20 protein-coding genes are annotated in these 19,499 nt (G+C 47.8%); 12 read left to right on the top strand and 8 right to left on the bottom strand.

What is annotated here, in order from left to right; genetic code table 11:
* Position 1 precedes the first annotated feature (1 nt).
* The 4 genes from GXP69_RS07495 (at position 2) to GXP69_RS07510 (ending at position 3,098) form a co-directional block, all read left to right on the top strand.
* A complete protein-coding gene (locus GXP69_RS07495) occupies positions 2-478 on the top strand; it encodes a c-type cytochrome (protein WP_163914023.1) in 477 nt (158 codons plus the stop codon).
* A gap of 88 nt (positions 479-566) precedes the next feature.
* On the top strand, positions 567-1,469 hold the full coding sequence (locus GXP69_RS07500) for an SMP-30/gluconolactonase/LRE family protein (RefSeq protein ID WP_163914025.1): 903 nt from the start codon (positions 567-569) through the stop codon (positions 1,467-1,469).
* Positions 1,470-1,535: 66 nt separating this feature from the next.
* Positions 1,536-2,579: an NAD(P)-dependent alcohol dehydrogenase gene (locus tag GXP69_RS07505; protein ID WP_163914027.1), complete on the top strand. Its 1,044-nt coding sequence runs from the start codon at positions 1,536-1,538 to the stop codon at positions 2,577-2,579.
* Positions 2,580-2,594: 15 nt separating this feature from the next.
* Positions 2,595-3,098 carry an acyl-CoA thioesterase gene (locus GXP69_RS07510; RefSeq protein ID WP_235925611.1) on the top strand — a complete coding sequence of 168 codons (504 nt, stop codon included), beginning with the start codon at positions 2,595-2,597 and terminating at the stop codon, positions 3,096-3,098.
* Positions 3,099-3,190: 92 nt separating this feature from the next.
* Here the strand turns inward: GXP69_RS07510 and GXP69_RS07515 are convergent, their stop codons facing one another.
* A complete protein-coding gene (locus GXP69_RS07515; protein WP_163914029.1) occupies positions 3,191-3,814 on the bottom strand; it encodes a class I SAM-dependent methyltransferase in 624 nt (207 codons plus the stop codon).
* 120 nt (positions 3,815-3,934) lie between these two features.
* Here GXP69_RS07515 and hutU point away from each other — a divergent pair, with 120 nt between their 5' ends.
* From hutU to hutG, 4 genes are all read left to right on the top strand, one after another.
* The gene (gene hutU, locus GXP69_RS07520) at positions 3,935-5,647 is read left to right on the top strand and encodes a urocanate hydratase (protein ID WP_163914030.1); all 1,713 of its coding nucleotides are present in this window, start codon (positions 3,935-3,937) and stop codon (positions 5,645-5,647) included.
* Positions 5,648-5,738: 91 nt separating this feature from the next.
* Positions 5,739-6,272 carry a hypothetical protein gene (locus tag GXP69_RS07525; protein ID WP_163914032.1) on the top strand — a complete coding sequence of 178 codons (534 nt, stop codon included), beginning with the start codon at positions 5,739-5,741 and terminating at the stop codon, positions 6,270-6,272.
* Between the two features lie 16 nt (positions 6,273-6,288).
* Positions 6,289-7,533: an imidazolonepropionase gene (hutI, locus tag GXP69_RS07530; protein ID WP_163914034.1), complete on the top strand. Its 1,245-nt coding sequence runs from the start codon at positions 6,289-6,291 to the stop codon at positions 7,531-7,533.
* A gap of 211 nt (positions 7,534-7,744) precedes the next feature.
* Entirely contained in the window at positions 7,745-8,719 is a 975-nt protein-coding gene (hutG, locus tag GXP69_RS07535) for a formimidoylglutamase (protein WP_163914036.1), read from the top strand.
* A 60-nt stretch (positions 8,720-8,779) separates the two neighbouring features.
* On the opposite strand, the gene GXP69_RS07540 is transcribed toward hutG, so the two are convergent.
* From GXP69_RS07540 to GXP69_RS07555, 4 genes are all read right to left on the bottom strand, one after another.
* Complete coding sequence (locus GXP69_RS07540; RefSeq protein WP_163914038.1) at positions 8,780-9,169, bottom strand: T9SS type A sorting domain-containing protein; 390 nt, start codon at positions 9,167-9,169, stop codon at positions 8,780-8,782.
* A 171-nt stretch (positions 9,170-9,340) separates the two neighbouring features.
* Positions 9,341-10,255 carry an SMP-30/gluconolactonase/LRE family protein gene (locus GXP69_RS07545; RefSeq protein WP_235925613.1) on the bottom strand — a complete coding sequence of 305 codons (915 nt, stop codon included), beginning with the start codon at positions 10,253-10,255 and terminating at the stop codon, positions 9,341-9,343.
* 8 nt (positions 10,256-10,263) lie between these two features.
* On the bottom strand, positions 10,264-11,391 hold the full coding sequence (locus GXP69_RS07550; protein WP_235925616.1) for an AMP-binding protein: 1,128 nt from the start codon (positions 11,389-11,391) through the stop codon (positions 10,264-10,266).
* A 253-nt stretch (positions 11,392-11,644) separates the two neighbouring features.
* Positions 11,645-12,100 (bottom strand): DoxX family protein, encoded by a 456-nt coding sequence (locus tag GXP69_RS07555; protein ID WP_163914040.1) that lies wholly within the window; start codon positions 12,098-12,100, stop codon positions 11,645-11,647.
* 393 nt (positions 12,101-12,493) lie between these two features.
* Between GXP69_RS07555 and GXP69_RS07560 the strand changes: the two genes are divergently transcribed.
* Complete coding sequence (locus tag GXP69_RS07560) at positions 12,494-12,643, top strand: hypothetical protein (protein WP_163914042.1); 150 nt, start codon at positions 12,494-12,496, stop codon at positions 12,641-12,643.
* Between the two features lie 146 nt (positions 12,644-12,789).
* On the opposite strand, the gene menD is transcribed toward GXP69_RS07560, so the two are convergent.
* The 3 genes from menD to GXP69_RS07575 form a co-directional block, all read right to left on the bottom strand.
* Positions 12,790-14,481, bottom strand: coding sequence for a 2-succinyl-5-enolpyruvyl-6-hydroxy-3-cyclohexene-1-carboxylic-acid synthase (gene menD, locus GXP69_RS07565; protein ID WP_163914044.1), 1,692 nt, complete (start codon positions 14,479-14,481; stop codon positions 12,790-12,792).
* Positions 14,482-14,657: 176 nt separating this feature from the next.
* Entirely contained in the window at positions 14,658-15,866 is a 1,209-nt protein-coding gene (locus tag GXP69_RS07570; RefSeq protein WP_163914046.1) for a chorismate-binding protein, read from the bottom strand.
* A 4-nt stretch (positions 15,867-15,870) separates the two neighbouring features.
* Positions 15,871-16,290: a PaaI family thioesterase gene (locus GXP69_RS07575; protein WP_163914048.1), complete on the bottom strand. Its 420-nt coding sequence runs from the start codon at positions 16,288-16,290 to the stop codon at positions 15,871-15,873.
* Positions 16,291-16,514: 224 nt separating this feature from the next.
* Here GXP69_RS07575 and GXP69_RS07580 point away from each other — a divergent pair, with 224 nt between their 5' ends.
* The 3 genes from GXP69_RS07580 (at position 16,515) to GXP69_RS07590 (ending at position 19,424) form a co-directional block, all read left to right on the top strand.
* Positions 16,515-17,180 (top strand): histidine phosphatase family protein, encoded by a 666-nt coding sequence (locus GXP69_RS07580; RefSeq protein ID WP_163914050.1) that lies wholly within the window; start codon positions 16,515-16,517, stop codon positions 17,178-17,180.
* Positions 17,181-17,265: 85 nt separating this feature from the next.
* The gene (locus GXP69_RS07585; protein WP_163914052.1) at positions 17,266-18,987 is read left to right on the top strand and encodes a pyruvate dehydrogenase complex dihydrolipoamide acetyltransferase; all 1,722 of its coding nucleotides are present in this window, start codon (positions 17,266-17,268) and stop codon (positions 18,985-18,987) included.
* Between the two features lie 269 nt (positions 18,988-19,256).
* Positions 19,257-19,424, top strand: a complete 168-nt coding sequence (locus GXP69_RS07590; protein WP_163914054.1) for a hypothetical protein — start codon at positions 19,257-19,259, stop codon at positions 19,422-19,424.
* The last annotated feature ends 75 nt before the right edge of the window (positions 19,425-19,499 follow it).

The following is a 19,499-nucleotide window of genomic DNA, read 5'->3' on the forward strand; positions in this document are numbered from 1 at the left end:
CATGAAAAAATTATTTTATACTGTAACCTGCTGTGCGCTGCTTGCAGCTTGTGGTAACGATAAGTCTGAATACGATCGTTACTATGAGCAGGGCTACCGCGACTCTGTAGCTACTGCTATGGAAAATGCACCACCGCAAACTAAGACCGGCGCAACAACTGCTACCAACGAAATGACAGATTCTGCCGCTGCTCCAGCTAAACCAAAGAATGAGTACGAAGAGGTAGCAACCGCCCTGATGGCAAAATCGGACTGCCTGGCCTGCCATAAGGTAGAACAGAAAATTGTGGGGCCGTCTTATGCCGAAGTTTCTGCCAAGTATGAGTTCAATGACAAGAATGTTGATTACCTGACCAATAAAATTATTGCGGGTGGTTCCGGCGTATGGGGTCAGATTCCGATGCCTCCGCACCCGGATCTGAAAAAAGAAGACGCGCAGAATATTGCCCGTTACATCTTGTCGCTGAATAAGCAGTAAAAGCAGTAAACTATAGTTTTAAGGCTGAAGATTGTACCAGGTTGGGCAGTTTTCAGCCTTTTCTTTTGTATTTCCGTTTTTGTTGGGTATGAACTTCAATGCAGGAATACAGACTAAAAAAGCAGAGCTAGTACTGGATGCCAACGCTATAGTTGGCGAAGGTCCGATCTGGCACCCGTCAGAAAATGTGCTCTATTGGGTAGATGTTGAAGGCCGGAATGTCCACATTTTTGATCCTGAAACCGGCAAAAACAAAACCTTTGATGTGAAGGAGCGGATCGGAACTATAGTTCTGTTGGAGCAGGGCGGGGCGCTGGTGGCCTTGCAAAACGGCATCCATCACATCGGCACCGAAACCGGGGAACTTACCTTTATAGCACATCCAATCCAGGAAAATGACATTCGGTTTAATGATGGCAAAAGCGACGCAGCTGGCAGGTTCTGGGTAGGAACGATGGCGCTGGATAAACGCAAAGGTGCTGCCGTACTTTTCCGCATGGATACTGATAAAACCATACACCAGATGCTCGATAACCTCACCATTTCCAATGGCATTGTGTGGGCTTCGGATAACAAAACCATGTATTTCATCGACACTCGAACTCAGCAGGTAAAGGCATTTGATTTTGACCTGGAAAGTGGCAACATCAGCAATGATAGGGTAGTGGTGGAGATAGATGAATCGGATGGCTCGCCTGACGGGATGGCAATAGATGAAAATGATAACCTCTGGATAGCCTTGCATAAAGGCGGGGCGGTTGTAAACTATAATCCTAAAACGGGAGAGCTGCTGCAGAAAATAACGGTGCCTGCTCCACAAACCACAGCCTGTGCCTTTGGCGGCAAAAACCTGGATACGCTCTACATTACAACCGGAACAGAAGGCCTTTCAGAAGAAGACTTAAAAAAGTATCCGGCGAGCGGTGGTATATTTGCCGTAAAACCAGGTGTGAAAGGTGTTCCGGCTAATTTCTGTAAGATCAAACTATAGTGTGGCAGCCTAAACAAATCAACTTTCATCCTGTTCATCAGAAACCATTAAAACAAACTATAAACTATGAGTAAAGCTAAAGCATACGCTGCGTTCGACCCGTCGAGCCCGCTGGGCCCTTGGGATTTTGAGCGCCGTGAAGTAGGGGAGCACGATGTGCAGATCGAAATAAAATACTGTGGTGTGTGCCACTCCGACCTGCACCAGGTGCGCAACGAGTGGGGCGGTGCCATGTACCCACTGGTGCCCGGTCACGAGATTGTGGGTGTGGTAACCAAAGTAGGAAGCAAAGTAAAGAAATTTAAGGAAGGAGATCTGGCTGGCGTAGGCTGTTTCGTGGATTCTTGCCGAGAGTGCCATAGTTGCAAAGAAGGCCTGGAGCAGTACTGTGAAGTGCAGAATGTGGGCACTTACAGCAGCTACGAACGCGATGGCAAAACTATTACCTACGGTGGCTATTCATCGCATATTGTGGTGGATGAGAACTATACACTGAAAGTACCGAAAAACCTGGACCTGGCTCGTACAGCGCCACTGCTTTGCGCCGGCATCACGACCTATTCGCCTATCATGCAATGGCAGATCGGTAAAGGCCACCGCGTTGGTATAGTTGGTTTGGGCGGACTGGGCCACATGGCGGTTAAAATTGCTGCTGCCAAAGGTGCCGACGTAACGGTGCTTAGCACATCCCCAAACAAAGAACAGGATGCCCGCGACTTGGGAGCACATAACTTTGCCTTTACCAAAGATCCGGAAACGCTGAAGAGCCTGCGCAATTCCTTCGACTTTATCATCGATACCGTTTCGGCACCGCACGACTATAACCTGTACCTGTCGATGCTGAAGCGCGATGGAACGATGATCCTGCTGGGTGCACCGCCAGAGCCGTCTCCTGTGGCTGGTTTCAGCCTGATTGCGCGCCGTAAGCGCCTGGTGGGTTCTATGATCGGGGGCATTCCGGAAACGCAGGAAATGCTCGACTTTTGTGCCGAACACAACATCATGTCCGACATCGAACTGATCCCGATAGCAGAGATAAACACCGCCTACGAACGTATGCTCCGCAGTGATGTGAAGTACAGGTTCGTGATTGATATGGCAACTTTGTAAGAACTATAAACTATATTGAAAGCGGCTTCTGCTACTATAGTGGAAGCCGTTTTATTTGATCATTTTCCAACTATAAACCAAACCATGAACCATACCTACACAGGCAAAGTAATGTGGTCGCACCTGGATGCCAACATGCACATGCGCCACTCTGCCTACGCCGATTTTGCTGCCCAGGCCCGTTTAGAAATTTTAGAAGAAATGGGCTTAGACATGAAAGTGTTCCAAAAGTTGCACATCGGGCCGATCCTTTTCAGGGAAGAAACCACTTACCTGCGCGAGATTGGCGCAAACGAAACTATAACCGTAACAACAGAGCTGAGCAAAGCCAGAAAAGACGGCTCCCGCTGGTCAATCCGCCACGAGATCTTTAAAAAAGATGGTATAAAAGCGGCCGTTATAGTAGTAGACGGCGCCTGGATGGACGTACTAAAACGCAAACTCACTGCTTTACCAGATGAACTGGCAGAGCACTTTATGCAAATCAAACGCAGCGCTGATTTTGAGGAGATAGCATAAATCTTAGCTTAGCGTACTTTGCGTTAAATCTTCGTGCCCTTTGCGGTTAAAGCTAAGTACGTAAGGGGTTTTGCGCAAAGTACGCTAAGTACCTATAGTTTCCGCAATACCCAGGTCGTCATGCTTCTATCCTGTTCAACTATAGTTGTTTTCAGCGGATCAAGGCGCTCTGCGCCAAGTTGCTTTTCCAGTTCTACCAGTATTCCTTCATCCGCCAGGAACCACACCGGCCCGTGTGCCATTTTGTGAAATCTCCCTTCTATTTGCTGTAATTTGCCCTCCAGGCCTATTGTTGTACTGAACCTGCAGAACAGCATGCCCCCCGGCTTAAGCACACGCCATAGTTCAGTAACTATAGTTCTGAAGTGTTCTTCGCTTCTGGCAAAATGGAGCACGGCACTGCAGATCACCACATCAAACGCAGCGTTCTCAAATGTTAGGTTTTCAAGATCAGCAACTATAAAATTACGGGCAGGCAGGGTCGGGGCCAGTTCTTTTGCCAGTTGGTTTATTTCCTGTATCGCTTTTTCTGAAACATCGGCTCCGTACACTTTTACACCGGCCTGCATCAGGTAATACACGTTACGTCCGTTGCCGCAGCCGGCATCCAATAGTTTCATGCCTTTTTGTATCCGGCCTTTCAGCAGCTGGTCGAACAGGTAAATATCGATATCGCCGAATTGTGCTTTTAAAGAAGTAATGGGCAGATGGAACATGACGTTTATAGTTACAGCTAGACTCAGCGAGGAAGCATTTACCCTAAATTAAGACGATTTTGCTATCCTTTTTGCTTTATTTTTAAGAATATTGAAGTAGCATATATTTTAAGACAAACTATGAATACTGCACCAGTAACAGAAACGATTCAACGCTCCGGCTTATCGGTGAGCGAGTTTATACAGAAATACGCCAATCATCCGACTTACATTCCGCCAACCGGCCCGGAACTGAACGCCAAAAACTGGCAATCGGAAGCAGCCCTGCGCATGTTCCTGAACAACCTGACCGACGAAGTGGCTGAAGATCCTTCGAGGCTGGTTGTATATGGTGGTATCGGCCAGGCTGCACGCACGGTGCAGGACGCGCAGAAAATAATTGAAGTGCTGCTGAACCTGGAAGAAGACGAGAGTTTGCTGGTGCAGTCGGGGAAGCCGGTAGGAAAGGTAAGAACCCATGCCGAAGCGCCCCGTGTTTTAATCGCCAACTCTAACCTGGTGCCGCATTGGGCTACCTGGGAGCACTTTAACGAACTGCGTGAGCGTGGCCTGATGATGTATGGGCAGATGACGGCCGGTAGCTGGATTTACATTGGTACACAAGGAATTCTGCAGGGCACTTACGAAACTTTTGCTGCCTGCGGAAGAATCCATTTTAACGGTGATCTGCGCAATAAACTGCTGGTAACGGGTGGTTTAGGCGGAATGGGCGGCGCGCAGCCACTGGCGGCAACTATAGCCGGCGCTACTTTCCTGGGCGTCGACATTGATCCGGAGCGTATCAAAAAGCGCCTGGAGACCCGCTACATCGACAAGATGACATACGACTACGAGGAAGCCAAACGCTGGGCACTGGAGGCCAAAGAAAAAGGTGAGGCGATCTCAATTGGTCTGGTTGGTGATATTGGCGATGTGCTGGAAAAACTGATTCAGGATAACATTACCCCTGAAATATTAACCGACCAGACCTCGGCGCACGACCCGATAAACGGCTATGTGCCAAACGGCCTGACACTGGAAGAAGCCAAAGCACTACGCGAAAGCGATCCGCAGGAATACAAAGCACGCTCCCTGAAGAGCATGGCCCGCCACGTTGGCTTTATGCTGGAGTTGCAGAAGCGCGGTAGCCGCACCTTTGATTATGGGAATAACCTGCGCGAGTTTGCGCAGCAGGGAGGGGAGAAAAATGCCTTTAACATACCGGGCTTTGTACCGGAATACATGCGTCCGCTGTTCTGCGAAGGCAAAGGACCATTCCGTTGGGCTGCCCTATCCGGCGATCCCGAAGACATAAAAGTAACAGATGCTGCTCTGAAAGAGTTGTTCCCGGAAAATACCCACATGATCAACTGGCTGGATGAGGCGGAAGAAAAAGTAGCGTTCCAGGGACTGCCGTGCCGTATTTGCTGGCTGGGTATGGGCGAGCGTGAGAAAGCTGGTCTGATGTTCAACCAACTGGTGCGTGACGGCAAAGTAAAAGCGCCGATCGTAATTGGCCGCGACCACCTGGACTGCGGTTCTGTGGCATCGCCGTACCGCGAAACGGAAGGTATGCTGGATGGCTCTGATGCAGTATCAGACTGGCCATTGTTGAACCTGATGTCGAACACTGCGGGTGGCGCTACCTGGGTATCGTTCCACCACGGCGGTGGTGTTGGTATTGGTTACTCACAACATGCCGGTATGGTAATTCTGGCAGACGGTACCGAGCGTGCCGACCGCTGCCTGAGCCGCGTATTGCACAACGACCCGGCCATGGGCATTTTCCGCCACGCCGACGCAGGATATGAAACTGCCCAGGCTAACGCAGAAAAGTTTGGGTTGAAGATTTAACCTCACCCCAGCCCTCTTCTGACAACAGGAGAGGGCTTTTTTTACGCAAAGTTACCAAGCATCATTCTGATCTGTAATACCCTTTTTAGTAATGAAGAAACTGCTGCTTCCTCTTCTCTCAGTATTCCTATTACATTCATGTGACAAGCCTGAGGAGCGAAAGTATAAGTTAATCAAAGACCTAGAATACAATTTAGAGATACTTAACATTGTCCCAATGTCGGGTAATAGAGAAACAATTAAACTCTATAACATAAAAGGCTATTTAGAGCCTAAAAGAATTGTGCCAGATTCCATTATAGGTAAACTCATCTATGTAAAAACAAATGAAATAAAGGGAATGAAAGACAGTGTTGCGGTGCAACTGGATTCTGCTGAGCTTGATTCATTATTTATCTACTCAAGTAAGTTGCTAAACGAACACCGCTTAGTAAATCTAGATACCGCAGTAAATGGTAATGTTATAAAGCCTTTCACTACAGATTATGGTATGGTTTCCGTTAAAATGTACAAGGATCCAATATCAAAGGAAATTCAGTTCTACAATTTTGTAAGTTTAGACGCGAACACTAAAAAGAATTTTAAGCAGTTATTTAAATTTATTGAAAGCAAGAAAAGCAGATAAATCACAACGATTAACTATGAACCAACACGAAAATTACACCTTAATCGGACCCTTTACCCAGATCCTGACCATGGCGAACTTGCCGGAAGCCGGGCCGATTACCGATGATGAACTGGAAGTACTGGAAGATGGCGGGGTTGTGGTTAGTGATGGAAAGATAAAACTGATCGGGAAGTATAATGTGCTGCTGAAAGTAGCGCAGGAAGAACATTACAGACTCGAGAAAATAAGCGAGCCGATGGTGCTGATACCCGGCCTGATCGATTCGCATACGCATATATGCTTTGCCGGCTCACGCGCCAACGATTACGCCATGCGTGTAGCTGGAAAATCTTACCTGGAGATTGCCCGCAGCGGTGGCGGCATACTGGACAGCGTACGCAAAACCCGCGAAGCAACCGTTGTGGAACTGGTGGACCTGCTGAAAAAACGCTGCGACAGACACCTGAATGAAGGCGTAACTACCTGTGAAGTTAAAAGCGGCTATGGTCTGACGGTAGAAGAAGAGTTGAAGATGCTGGAAGCAATTAAGTTGGTAAATAAGCATCACGAACTGGACCTGGTTCCGACTTGCCTGGCTGCCCACATGCGCCCGCCGGAGCACACAGATTCCAAAGTTTACTTACAGCACATCTTGGATGAACTGTTGCCCCAGGTAAAAGAACAGGGACTGGCTGACCGTGTTGATATTTTTATTGAAGACACAGCCTTTACCGAGCTGGAATCATTGGAATACCTGACAGCTGCAAAGGAATTAGGGTTTGATATTACCGTCCACGCCGATCAGTTTAGTACCGATGGAAGCAGAGTAGCGGCCGAAGTAGGAGCCGTGAGTGCTGACCACCTGGAAGCCAGCGGCGACGAAGAAATTGTTTTACTGAAAGAGGCTGGTGTGGTTGCTACCGTTTTGCCTGGTGCATCGTTGGGTTTGGGCATGCATTATGCGCCGGCCCGTAAAATGCTGGATGGCGGCTTGTGTGTGGCTATAGCTACTGATTGGAACCCTGGCTCGGCACCCATGGGCGACCTGATTATGCAGGCAGCGTTAATAGGAGCGGCGGAGAAATTAACTATAGCCGAGACACTTGCTGCTATAACCACCCGCGCCGCCAAAGCTCTTAACCTGACCGACCGCGGTTGTCTGACGAAAGGTACCCAGGCCGACATGATCGCTTTTGAATCATCAAACTATAAAGAGATACTATACTTCCAGGGTAAGCTGAAGCCAACTATAGTCTGGAAGCAGGGGAGAAGAGTGTAGGTGAAGGAAAACCTTTGCTATACTTGTGAAATATGTAATCATGGCGCGAGCGTCCACGCTCGTGTCAAACTATAGTTGGGCCTCTGGCCCAGCTAGATTACAAATCCAACGTTATAAGTAAACTATGGATTTCAGATCCGCGGCAGTAAAGGTTTTGTGACGTTATTCTATAAACAACAGTTTAATAATTCAGCCATTCAACAATTTAACCATGTATAAACCCACAGCAACCGGCACCTGGAGAGGCAGAGTAGACGCTCACGACGGCGAAGAAGGCAAACGCTGGCACCAGGGCATAAAACTGCTGAACCTGACCGAAGAAACCGAACCGGCAATTACAAGCCAGTCAATCGCTTTGCTGGGCTTCTGTTGTGACGAAGGTGTGCGCCGTAACCAGGGAAGGGAAGGAGCAGTGGAAGGTCCCGCTGCGCTACGACAGGCAATGGGCTCGTTTGCCTGGCACCTGGAAGATGCTGTAGACTTATTTGATGCCGGCGATGTGTACTGCACCAACCAGAACCTGGAAGAAGCCCAAAAGCAGCTCGGCAAAAAAGTAAATACCCTGCTTTCAAACACCTACAAAACTATAGTTCTTGGCGGCGGGCACGAAACAGCTTACGGGCATTTCTTAGGTATAAAACAGGCCTTACCGGAAGGGCAGCAACTGGGCATCATCAATTTCGATGCGCATTTCGACTTACGTAGTTATGAGAAGCAATCCAGTTCGGGCACGCCTTTCCTGCAGATTGCCGATGAGTTGATAGCTGATGGAAAAGATTTTAACTACCTGTGCTTGGGCATTCAGCAATCCGGAAATACGCAGAAACTGTTTAATACGGCCGAAAGCTACGGCGCAAACTATGTATTTGCCCCCGCCATGCAGGTGTATAACTATGAGCAGCTGCGTGAAAAACTACAGCAGTTTACAGAATTGGTAGATGTGTTGTATGTAAGTATAGACATGGACGTATTTGCAGCCGCTTATGCACCCGGTGTAAGCGCCCCGGCAGCATTAGGCATCCACCCTGAAATTGTGCTCATTCTGTTGCAGGAAATCATCGCAAGCGGCAAATTACTTTCACTTGATGTAGTTGAACTCAACCCGCAACTCGACATTGATAACCGCACTGCAAAACTGGGAGCATCCTTACTATACCACGTAGTGCAGCAATGGAGCCAGGTGTAGTTTACCTGCTATAAATGTAAAAAAAGAGCTGCGCAGGACAATTGCACAGCTCTTTTTATTTTACTTCCCAACCTTGAATCTGGTCCAGTAAGTGGTATCTGATGTTTTTACCTCTACCAGGTAGGTATCTGGCTTCAGTTTGCCTACGTTATAGCTCCAGGCATGCTGGGTTTTGGTATTGTTAACAGGTTTCTGAAACACTTTCTGTCCGGCGGTATTGGTTATCTCCAGTACCGCATCTTCTTTCAGCGCCTGCTCAAAATCAAGCTTAAAAGTGCCTTTTTTGTCTGGATTCAGGTAGATGCCGGATAAAGTTTCGGAATAATTGGTGCAGGCGGTATGTAGTTCGTGCTCTTCGTTCTCATGATTCTGGGCTTTTGCAGGGGCTGCCTGCATTACAATCAGCACTGTTGCAGCTATCAGCCAGGCATAGGTTTGTTTTGTCTTCATAAACTTCTCGCAGTTAAAAGTACCGTTCAGCAAGGGCTACTGCATTTTTAAGGCCAGAATCTGCTTTGAGTTCTGTCTGAGATAAATTTTTTTTGAGGCAGGTTGGAAGACGGGTAAAAATAAAGGGCAGCCGCCATACGTCAACTGCCCTTCATCATGAAAATAGACTCTCTAGAAAGTAACGGAATAAGCTACGATTCTATTGTCTTTAAAAGTCGGAATATAAAGCAGCTGTGTTTTACCGGAGTAATAAATGTCGGCAGCATTCATGTTTTTACCTTTGGTGTCGAGCACTTTCCACTTTTTGCCTTCCAAATTCACATAATATACTTCGCCTTCCCAGTTCGAAACAAAATAGCCGTCTGTGCCGGCTTTGGTAATGCCATCAGCATTTTTGATCTTATCTGTAAGGTCTGTAAATTCTTTGGTTTCGGAGTTAAGTAAACGCACTTCGCCGCTGCTCATAAAAGCCACAACCAGTTGGTTATCATCTGCTAATAGGCCATTTGGGCGTTGACGCTTGGTTTTATCGAACCACTCTGTAATACGCCCGTTGCGCATCTGGTAAATAGCTCTTCTCTCCATATCAGAGATGTAAACTGTGCCGGCATCATCAACGGTTACGTCGTTCAGTTCGCGTGCTTTCGGGGCTTCGTATTTGCCTAATATGGCACCGGTTTGTACAGAGATAGCTACCACTTCTTCCACATCGGCTACATACAGCACGTTGTTGTGCAGTGCCATGCCTTTCGGGTTGTTGAGGCCGGTAACCCAGTGTAGTTCTTCTATTTCGCCGTCTGGTTTCAGCTTCGAAATAAATCCGTCGCCATCTCTGCGGTCGTTGCTCTGGTTGATGTTGGAGACATACAGCACATCTCGGTCCGGATCGTAAACCACTGATTCCGGTGTGCGGAGTGTGTTGTCGGAGGCCCAGACCTGTTTGAGCTCTACGGGGCCTTTGGACATGAAAATGGAGCTGCAACTATGCAGCGTAGCAAGTAAAAGCCCCACAAAAGTATAGCGAAGTATAAGCCGCATGATCTTATCTGTTGGTTTATACTTCTTACCTACGCTTTGGCGGGGCAACTGTTGGGTTATGTTACTTCCAGGCCCAGTTTACGCATGGTGCGCTGCTTCGAAACTTTTCCGGTAGGCGTTTCGGAGAAGGCCGGGCAGTAGTAATATTTTTTTGGGCGCTCAAACTTCTTAAGCAGCTGTTTTAACCTTGCTTTCAGTTCTTTTTCCTGATCTTCAGGAAGCTGTTCTGTTTCCAGAATCAGCACTACCCGCTCTCCCAGCACCTCATCGGGTTGCGATGTTACAAAGAAGCGCGGCATCGGGTCCAGGTCCGACAGAGCTTCGGCAACGGCAACTTCCACCATCTCGCTCTGCACTTTTACACCGCCGGAGTTGATTGTATTGTCTACGCGGCCAATCCAGCGGAAACGGGAAGGCGTGAGCAGCTCTACCAGGTCGTTGGTAACTATAAGCTCGTTATTGGTCACGTCGCCTTGTATGGTCAGGCAACCCCGTGTATCAAAACCCAGCGAAATGTTATCCAAGGCATCATAATACTCGGCTGCGTTGGCACCATTAAGCAGGCGCAAGGCCACATGAGATGCTGTTTCGGTCATGCCATAGGTATGGTAAACCGGCACTTTAAGCTGTTGCAGTTCGCGCTGCAGGGTAAAGTTAACCGGAGCGCCGCCCAGTAAAATGCCTTTCATGTGGTTGAGCTGAGGTATAAATTCCGGTGCATCCTGCAGAATTTTGTGAAGCTGCATTGGCACAAAAGAAGCAAAATCGAGAAGCGTATTTTCCGGAACCAGCTTCATCGGGTTCGAGATCGGATCAACCACAATCAGCTGCATTTCAGCCATAAAACCACGTGCCAGCATCATCATACCGGCAATATATTCGGTGTTCAGGCAAACCAGGGCTGTGTCGCCGGGCTGCAGGTTTAGTATTTTTATAGTTTTGCGGGCGCTGGCTTCGAGCTGCTGCCGGGTAAGGTTTATAGTTTTGGGCGTACCTGTAGAGCCTGATGTTTGAATCGGGAATTCCTGCACACCGGTCAGCCAACTGCGGCAAAACTCCAGTGTCTTCGATTCGTAGCCATCCAGCGGAATGCTGTTCCGGAAGGAATATTCCGCAATTTCGTCGTAATAAAATTTTTTGCCGTTCAGCAGCAGGTATTTCTCAGCCATCTTTACAGTTATCATTTAACAGTAAGTAGTAAACAGGAAATTTTAATTTCTGTTACAGCACCTTACCAGGCCACTACTTACTACGGTACGCGCATCTGCAAAAATGGGAAAAAAGCGGGTTATAATGACTAATTAATAATGAGGAATGAATAATTATTTTCTTCCAGATTGGTCATTACTCATTCAGCCAAAGTGCTGCTATTATTGGTGTTTAGACTAACTTATAAGATGCAATCTATGCGTCTTTTCAACTCCTAAACTCTCTAACTTAGTACAGCCAATCGCGTTTTGGTTTGCGTATCAGGCGGTCTACGGATAACCGGCCCGAGCCAAAAACCAGGAAAGCAATCAGGAGCAGCAGCACAATAATTGAAGACCACAGTTCCGTATTTTCAGAGTAAAATCCATGGTTCGGATTTATAAAGAAAACAGCTCCCAGCAGAATCGGAATCTGAAAGAGAATTGCAATTCTGGTGATTAGCCCGATGGCGATCAGGAAGCCGCCCACTAAATGCGCAAAAGCTACATAATGCGCCAACCCAATAGACACCCACGGGAACTGGCTTTTATGCATGATACTGAATAAAGCGTCGGTATTTTGCACAAACATAAACCCTTTCACCATCAGGAAAATGCCCAGCCCGATTCTTAGGAAATCAAGCCAGGTCGGATGGTGTGTATCTGCCCAATGCTCAACGCGATGCATGTCGTGTGTTAAGTTCATGGCTAAAGTGTTTAATGAAACAATTGATATACAATTATTTAAACGTTTATTGCAAGATTTTGGATGGGTTAGGGGAGGGTTATAGTTTAGCTATAGTTTTATAGTTACTACAAATGTCATGTCGAGCATTAGCCGAGGCTTCTTACTTGTCCTATAGTTTTACTTTGTCATTTCGAGCCTAAGCGAGAAATCTATCTCAGATTATAGTTGAGGTCATCGTTCTATAGCTAACTATAATTACTGAATTGACACAAGCAGTTTATTCTATAGTTACCACATATCCTGGGAGCTCAATTAACCTATTGTATTATAGTTGACTTTGGTGCGCTCACGGCCGCGAGGCCCTGTCTTTGGGCATCGCGCGGTGTACATTTCTTTTGCTCGTGCCTCGCAATGGCTACGCCACCAGAAATCTACAAGGCGCTCAACCCAAAGACTGAAATCATTTCGATAGCTGCAACTATAGTTTTTCAATTGGCTATAGTTCCATCGCCTTTCCGTGGGAGTAGTTCCTTAGGGCAGGCTGCGCCAGCCTGCTCGTGATGTGTAACTATAGAATGCGAGCTGCAACTATAGCAACAGCAGAAATTCCCCTCTCGGGAGGGGTAGGGGTGGGTTAATTGCCAACTATACAACTATAGCCAAAATCCTAAATCCTAAAAATCCCCCTTAATCCTGATTTAGAAAAACTATAGCGCCTTCAGCAGTTCCTGCTTATAGTTTGCAAAGGCGATGGCATTGGTTTTACTATTTGTGAAGATCTCCAGAATACCAGCTCCGGCATCGGCGGCGAAAAAGGAGGGAAGTATGGTATCCAATTCTTCCAAAGAACTACACGAACTATAGTTCATTCCAAAATCCCGGGCAGTGTTGGCAGCATCCAGGTTCTGTCGGGTTTCGAAGTACTCTTCCAGTTCTGGTTGTTGTTTCGGGCCATCTATCAACCTGAAAATACCGCCGGCATGATTGTTCAGAATGACGATGCGCAGATTCTGGGGCAGGTAATTATGCCATAGTCCGTTGCGGTCGTAGAAAAAGGCCATATCTCCGGTGAGTAGCGTGGTAATCTTATCACTTGCAAGGGCGCAGCCGACAGTGGTGCTGTTGCTGCCATCTATGCCGCTGGTGCCACGGTTGGCGTACACTTCTATGTTTTTTCCGGCACCCAGACCTACAATATTGGCGTAGCGAACGGCCATGCTATTGGCTAAATGCAGGTTGCTTTGAGCAGGTAAGTTTTCAAAAATACGTGCTACAGCGGTCAGTTCACTAAATGTGGCTTCAGAAGTATGACTCTTCAGAAAACCAGCAGCTTTTGTTTCTAAGGCAGACCAGGCGGAACTATAGTTTTGATCGGAATCAGCGTTTATAGTCGAGAAAAAAGCCTCCGGCGTGCAGCGCACAATTTTAGTCAGTGACTGATACGTATCTGCTACCTGGCCAGCTGGCTGGATATGCCAGTGGGCTTTGGGTTTGTATTTACGCAGATATAGTTTCAGAGCTTTGGAGATAATTGATTTTCCGAACGTGATTAACAGATCAGGTTGTAAAACGGCTAATTTTTTCGGATCAGGGCATGCAAGCATGGCATCCTGATGGCGGATGATCTCCGGTAACTGGTGTATATTAGAGATCAGATCACCAACTATTACGGAGCCCGTTTGCAATGCAAATTGTTGTAAAAGAGGCTGTAATTCTGCTGTGTGATTCTGCTGACCGGCTACAACCAGCACGCGTTTATAATTGCGGATCTCCTGCTGCAGTTGCTGTGCCTGTGCTGCGCTCAAACTATAGTTTGGGTGTTCTTCTTCAATGATCTTTATAGCCGCATTAAACACCAGTTCTTCGCCGGGAGCAGGGTAGAAGGGTTCGCGCAACGGAATGTTGATGTGCACCGGACCGGCAGGGTAGCTCATCGTTTCATTCAGCGCTTCAGACACTATGCGTTCGCTGTGCCACACACTATCCTGATGCGAGAAATCTACCGGGAAACTATAGCTCTGCTTAATGTGCTGGCCATATACATTTTGTTGCCTTATAGTTTGCCCATCCAGCTGGTCAATCCACTCGGGCGGACGATCGGCAGTAAGAATTAATAGCGGAACCTGCTGAAAAAATGCTTCGGCTACGGCAGGCGCATAGTTTAAAGCAGCTGTGCCCGATGTGCAGACCAGTACGGTTGGTTTGCCGGTTGTAAGTGCCATGCCCAGTGCAATGAAAGCAGCGGCACGCTCATCGCTTATAGTTCGCACTTTCAGTTTCGGGTGGCGGGCAAAAGCTATAGTTAGTGGCGCGCAGCGAGAGCCCGGCGATAACACCACATTTTCCACTCCCTTGCGGGCACAGATTTCGGCTATATTAACAACTGGCTGAAGGATCACAGGTTTAATTGTTAAATTGTTGATTGCTAAATTGTTGATTGGTTTCGGTTGTCATCTCGACGATAGGAGAAATCTATCAAAGATTCTAACTAAATTTCTCGCTCTTGCTCGTAATGACAAATGTTTAGCAATTAAGCCATCCAACAATTTAACAATTTTTACATCTTCAAATTTGCTTAAAATTTAGTAAGAATTTTAAGCATGGTTTGCATTTTGTGCTGGGTTTCCTGCCATTCTTTGGCGGCGTTAGATTCGGCTGTGATGCCGGCACCGGCGTATAGAATGGCTTGGTCCTTTTGCAACTGCATGCAGCGCAGGTTTACGTATAAATGCGTTCCATCAGGGGAGTTTACCGGGCCTAAGTAGCCGCTGTAGTAGCTTCGGCCGTAGCCTTCGTGGGCAAGTATAAAGTTTAGGGCAGGCTCTTTTGGCAGGCCGCAAACAGCAGAAGTAGGGTGGAGCAGGTGCAGCATATCGGTTCCCAGCGTCGGGAAATCCACTTCTTTCAGGTCCACGCTGAAATCGGTGCGCAGGTGCATCAGGTTGCCGGCAACTATAGTTCTTGGCCCTACTTCGGTGTATTCGCGCAGGCGAAGCTTTTTAAAGCAGCTCAGCACGTAGCGCTCTACCATGCCCTGTTCTTCAATCTCTTTCTGTCGCCAGATCGCGTTGCCTACCGGTTCGCCGTTTATGGCTGGTTGCGTGCCAGCCAGCGCTACTGTCCTGAAAATCTTCTCCGGATCTATCGTTACCAGTATCTCCGGCGATGCGCCCATCCACGTTCCGGTACCGGGAACTGAAACCAGCGTAGCAAAAGCGCGCGGGTAAGCCTCCAGCATCAAACTATAGGCATCCACCAGGTTAAAATCAGCCGGCAACGGTTTTGCAGCTGTGCGCGAAAGCACAACTTTCTCCATTTGGCCACCTTCTATGGTTTTAACAGCTTCTGTTACGGCATTTTTAAAACCAGCCTCAGTCTGCTGATGTATGGCTTCGGAGCTGTTTAGGTGCCAGCTATAGTTTGTAGTTTCGGCACTCTCCAAAGCAACTATAAATTCCTGTTTCTGAGTCTGCGTTACGGCGTCTGAAAACTGCAGTAGACCTGTTCCGGAACTATAGGTTATGTCGGCTTTTATGAAAACGGAAGGCTGCTCACCTACAACAAACGGGCTGAAAAGAAACCCAAAAGGGCTGTTCTCAAGTTCAGGATGCTCCACCTGAAAAGCCTTGTCAAAAGAAATACAGGCATGTGTGGCGGCACCTAAGGGTAAGCGCCAGACAGCGACAGGCAGTCCTGATGCCAGAGCAGCATTTACAACTTGTTTTAAACTATAAACTCTAGTATCAGCACCCGTAGTTGTGTGGTCTGAGGCAAGATCTGCCATGATGTTATTTTTTATCGATAACGGCAACTGTCATGCGGCTAATGCATACCAGGTCGCCAGCTTCGTTTGTAATTTTAGTTTCCCATACCTGCGTGCTGCGGCCGTTGTGCAAAACAGTTGCTTTGCCGTAAACCCAGCCTTCTTTCACTCCACGTATATGGTTTGCGTTAATCTCTAAACCAACGCAGGCTTTTTTTGTTAAATCCACCTGCAGGGCAGCGCCAATACTTGCCAGCGTTTCGGATAATACCACGGATGCGCCCCCGTGCAGCAGGCCCATTGGCTGGTGCGTACGGAAATCAACGGGCATCTTACCTACCAGATATCCTTCACCAACTTCTGTGATTTCGATACCAAGGTGCTCAACCAAGGTATTTTTACTCCACTCCTTTACGCGCTCTAACGTACTTATATTTTTATCCATGGGCTGCGATGGCTATTTTCGCGGTTAATAAGAGGCCATTTTGATTTTATATCATTGGGCTGCAAAGAGAAATTATCAGAATCTGGCTTCGGCTCTTTCTCGTGCCATAGCGCTGCTATGCCACTCACAAGGAGCCTTGCCAGAACCCGAAACTTACTCTTTTCGCTTCCAACAATAAAATCAAAATAGCCTCTAAGGTCCTAAAAAGCAAAAGTAGAAGAATTTTGAGTATTAAGAAAGTATACCTGATCCGCCACGGGCAAACCGATTACAACGTGCAAGGCATTGTGCAGGGCAGCGGTGTAGATGCGCATCTGAACGAGGAAGGCCGCAGGCAGGCAAACCTGTTTTTCCAACATTACAAACATGTTCCGTTTAATAAAGTTTACACCTCCACGTTGCAGCGCAGCATTCAGTCGGTGCAGGGGTTTCTGGAACTGGGCATTCCACACGAAACACACGCCGGCCTGAACGAGATAAACTGGGGAACCCGCGAAGGCACACGCATTACGCCCGAAGAAGATGCCTACTACCATAGCCTGCTGCAGACCTGGTGCGATGGCGAAACCGGGGTTTGCATTGAAGGTGGCGAAAGCCCCGACCTGGTAGCGGCCCGACAGGTATCGGTAATTGAAACGATACTTAGCCGCCCCGAAGAAGAAACGATCCTGATCTGCATGCACGGCCGCGCTATGCGCATTTTACTTTGCCAGCTGCTGAAGTACCCGCTCCGCTGCATGGACCAGTTCGAGCACCGGAACCTGTGCCTGTACCAGCTTGACTACACGGGCAGTATGTTCACCGTAAAACGTTACTGCGACACAGAGCATCTGCACGTTACCAAATTGCCCGACATAGCCGCGCAGGGTGCTCACGAACAATTTAGGTAGTATAGTTTGAATAAAATATTTTTAAATCTAATTTTGGGCGGATTATGAGATGCCCGGGACAGGGCGATTAAACGATACGACAATTATGGCTGAAGTGATAAGAATGCCAAAGATGAGTGACACGATGACCGAAGGGGTAATCGCATCTTGGCTTGTAAAGGTTGGTGATAAAGTAAGTTCCGGCGATGTGCTGGCCGAAGTGGAAACCGATAAGGCGACCATGGAGCTGGAATCGTACAACGACGGTACGCTGCTTTACATTGGTCCTAAAAAAGGTGAAGCTGTTCCGATTGATGCTGTTATAGCGATTATCGGTAAAGAAGGCGAAGACATATCTGGTTTGCTGAACGAAGCAGGCGGAAGCGCTCAGCCCGCTGCTCCTGCCAAAACCGAAGCTCCGAAAGAAGAGAAGAAAGAAGAAGCAAAACCTGCTGCAGCCAAACAGGAAGCCCCTGCCGCTAAAACGTCTGTAGATACGAGCAACATTAAAGCATCTGTTATCAGAATGCCGAAAATGAGCGATACCATGACAGAAGGCGTGCTGGTAAGCTGGCTGAAAAAAGTAGGCGATAAAGTAAAATCCGGTGATGTGCTGGCCGAAGTAGAGACCGACAAGGCAACTATGGAGCTGGAGTCTTACGAAGATGGCACGTTGCTGTACACTGGCGTAAATGCCGGCGATGCTGTTGCTATTGATGCGATAATTGCCATTATTGGCGAAGATGGCGCAGACTATAAGGCCCTGCTGGAAGGTGGAGCTTCGGATAACAAAGGCACTGCAGACAAGCAGGAACGCCAGGAAAACGCACAAACCGACGAAGCTATTGAAGCTGGTGTAGATGCCGTTACTTCTGATAAGGTAGAAGCTACTGCTGTGCCAGCCCAAGGCTCTGAAACGGAAGGCGCAACTGCCGAAGGTGGTAGAATTAAAGCATCTCCGCTGGCTAAGAAACTGGCTAAAGAGAAAGGGATTAACTTAACACAGGTTAAAGGTTCCGGCGAAGGTGGCCGCATTGTATTGCGCGACATCGAGAACTATAAACCAGGTGCTGCCCCTGCACCACAGGCTGCTGCTCCGGCTGCCAAGCCTGCCGCTGCGCCGGTCACTATACCAGGTGCTACGGGCGAGGAATACGAAGAAGTGGCTGTATCACAGATGCGCAAGGTAATTGCACGTCGTCTGGCAGAAAGCAAGTTCTCTGCACCACACTTCTACCTGACCATGGAAATTGACATGGACAAGGCAATGGAAGCCCGTACAAGCATTAACGAAGTGTCTCCGGTTAAGGTATCGTTCAACGACTTAGTGATCAAAGCGGCTGCTGCGGCATTGCGTCAGCACCCTGCGGTTAACTCGTCGTGGTTAGGCGATAAGATCCGTTACAACAAGCAAATCAACATTGGTGTAGCTGTAGCGGTAGAAGAAGGCCTGCTGGTTCCGGTTGTGCGCAACGCTGACTACAAGTCATTATCAACTATAGCTGCTGAAGTGAAAGACCTTGGTGGCAAAGCAAAATCCAAGAAACTGCAGCCGTCTGATTGGGAAGGTAACACGTTTACCATCTCTAACCTGGGTATGTTCGGTATCGAAGAGTTTACCGCTATCATCAACCCACCAGATGCGTGCATCATGGCCGTTGGCGCTATCAAGCAAACGCCGGTCGTGAAAAATGGTAACATCCAGATCGGTAACGTGATGAAGGTAACGCTTAGCTGCGACCACCGCGTAGTGGATGGTGCTGTGGGCTCAGCGTTCCTGCAGACATTCAAGAACCTGCTGGAGAACCCGGTAAGAATACTGGTGTAACGATAAGCTTAACTATAGAGATAGCCTTTCCGGAAACGGAAAGGCTTTTTTGTTGACATAGCGCAAGTTTAGCGGAGACGTAACTTGTGGTTAATGATGGTGCCAGTTTGTAACTGGCTTTCTGCCGGAGCAGAAAACGATAGATTTATTGAAGCCTATAGTTGAGATAATTACTAATTGTGATGATTATTATGGCGCGAGCGTCCTCGCTCGTGTCGGCTATAGTTGGGCCTCCGGCCCAGTTGGATTGCAAATCCAACTTTATAATTATGTCACGGATCGCAGATCCGCGCCAGATTAGAACTATAGTTTGCAGGAACTATAACTCAGCACCAAACTATAGATCAGTAGTTGCAGTCATCGCCATTGTTGCTTTTACAACGCAAAGCCAGTTACAAACTGGCTGCCATACCAGCCACAAGTTGCGCTACCGCTAAACTTGCGGCATGTGTACCACAAATCATTTAAATCATTACTAATCCCGGTTCAGACTTATCGCTTGCTTAACTATA

Origin of the sequence: Pontibacter burrus (assembly GCF_010686685.1) — a bacterium.
GTDB classification, from domain to species: Bacteria; Bacteroidota; Bacteroidia; order Cytophagales; family Hymenobacteraceae; genus Pontibacter; species Pontibacter burrus.

Bases quoted from the DNA above. Each gene is read 5' to 3' on its own strand.
- GXP69_RS07495 (WP_163914023.1), top strand. From the start codon at position 2: ATGAAAAAATTATTTTATACTGTAACCTGCTGTGCGCTGCTTGCAGCT.
- GXP69_RS07500 (WP_163914025.1), top strand. From the start codon at position 567: ATGAACTTCAATGCAGGAATACAGACTAAAAAAGCAGAGCTAGTACTG.
- GXP69_RS07505 (WP_163914027.1), top strand. From the start codon at position 1,536: ATGAGTAAAGCTAAAGCATACGCTGCGTTCGACCCGTCGAGCCCGCTG.
- GXP69_RS07515 (WP_163914029.1), bottom strand. From the start codon at position 3,814: ATGTTCCATCTGCCCATTACTTCTTTAAAAGCACAATTCGGCGATATC.
- hutU (WP_163914030.1), top strand. From the start codon at position 3,935: ATGAATACTGCACCAGTAACAGAAACGATTCAACGCTCCGGCTTATCG.
- GXP69_RS07525 (WP_163914032.1), top strand. From the start codon at position 5,739: ATGAAGAAACTGCTGCTTCCTCTTCTCTCAGTATTCCTATTACATTCA.
- hutI (WP_163914034.1), top strand. From the start codon at position 6,289: ATGAACCAACACGAAAATTACACCTTAATCGGACCCTTTACCCAGATC.
- hutG (WP_163914036.1), top strand. From the start codon at position 7,745: ATGTATAAACCCACAGCAACCGGCACCTGGAGAGGCAGAGTAGACGCT.
- GXP69_RS07540 (WP_163914038.1), bottom strand. From the start codon at position 9,169: ATGAAGACAAAACAAACCTATGCCTGGCTGATAGCTGCAACAGTGCTG.
- GXP69_RS07550 (WP_235925616.1), bottom strand. From the start codon at position 11,391: ATGATAACTGTAAAGATGGCTGAGAAATACCTGCTGCTGAACGGCAAA.
- GXP69_RS07555 (WP_163914040.1), bottom strand. From the start codon at position 12,100: ATGAACTTAACACACGACATGCATCGCGTTGAGCATTGGGCAGATACA.
- GXP69_RS07560 (WP_163914042.1), top strand. From the start codon at position 12,494: ATGGCTACGCCACCAGAAATCTACAAGGCGCTCAACCCAAAGACTGAA.
- GXP69_RS07570 (WP_163914046.1), bottom strand. From the start codon at position 15,866: ATGGCAGATCTTGCCTCAGACCACACAACTACGGGTGCTGATACTAGA.
- GXP69_RS07575 (WP_163914048.1), bottom strand. From the start codon at position 16,290: ATGGATAAAAATATAAGTACGTTAGAGCGCGTAAAGGAGTGGAGTAAA.
- GXP69_RS07585 (WP_163914052.1), top strand. From the start codon at position 17,266: ATGGCTGAAGTGATAAGAATGCCAAAGATGAGTGACACGATGACCGAA.
- GXP69_RS07590 (WP_163914054.1), top strand. From the start codon at position 19,257: ATGTCACGGATCGCAGATCCGCGCCAGATTAGAACTATAGTTTGCAGG.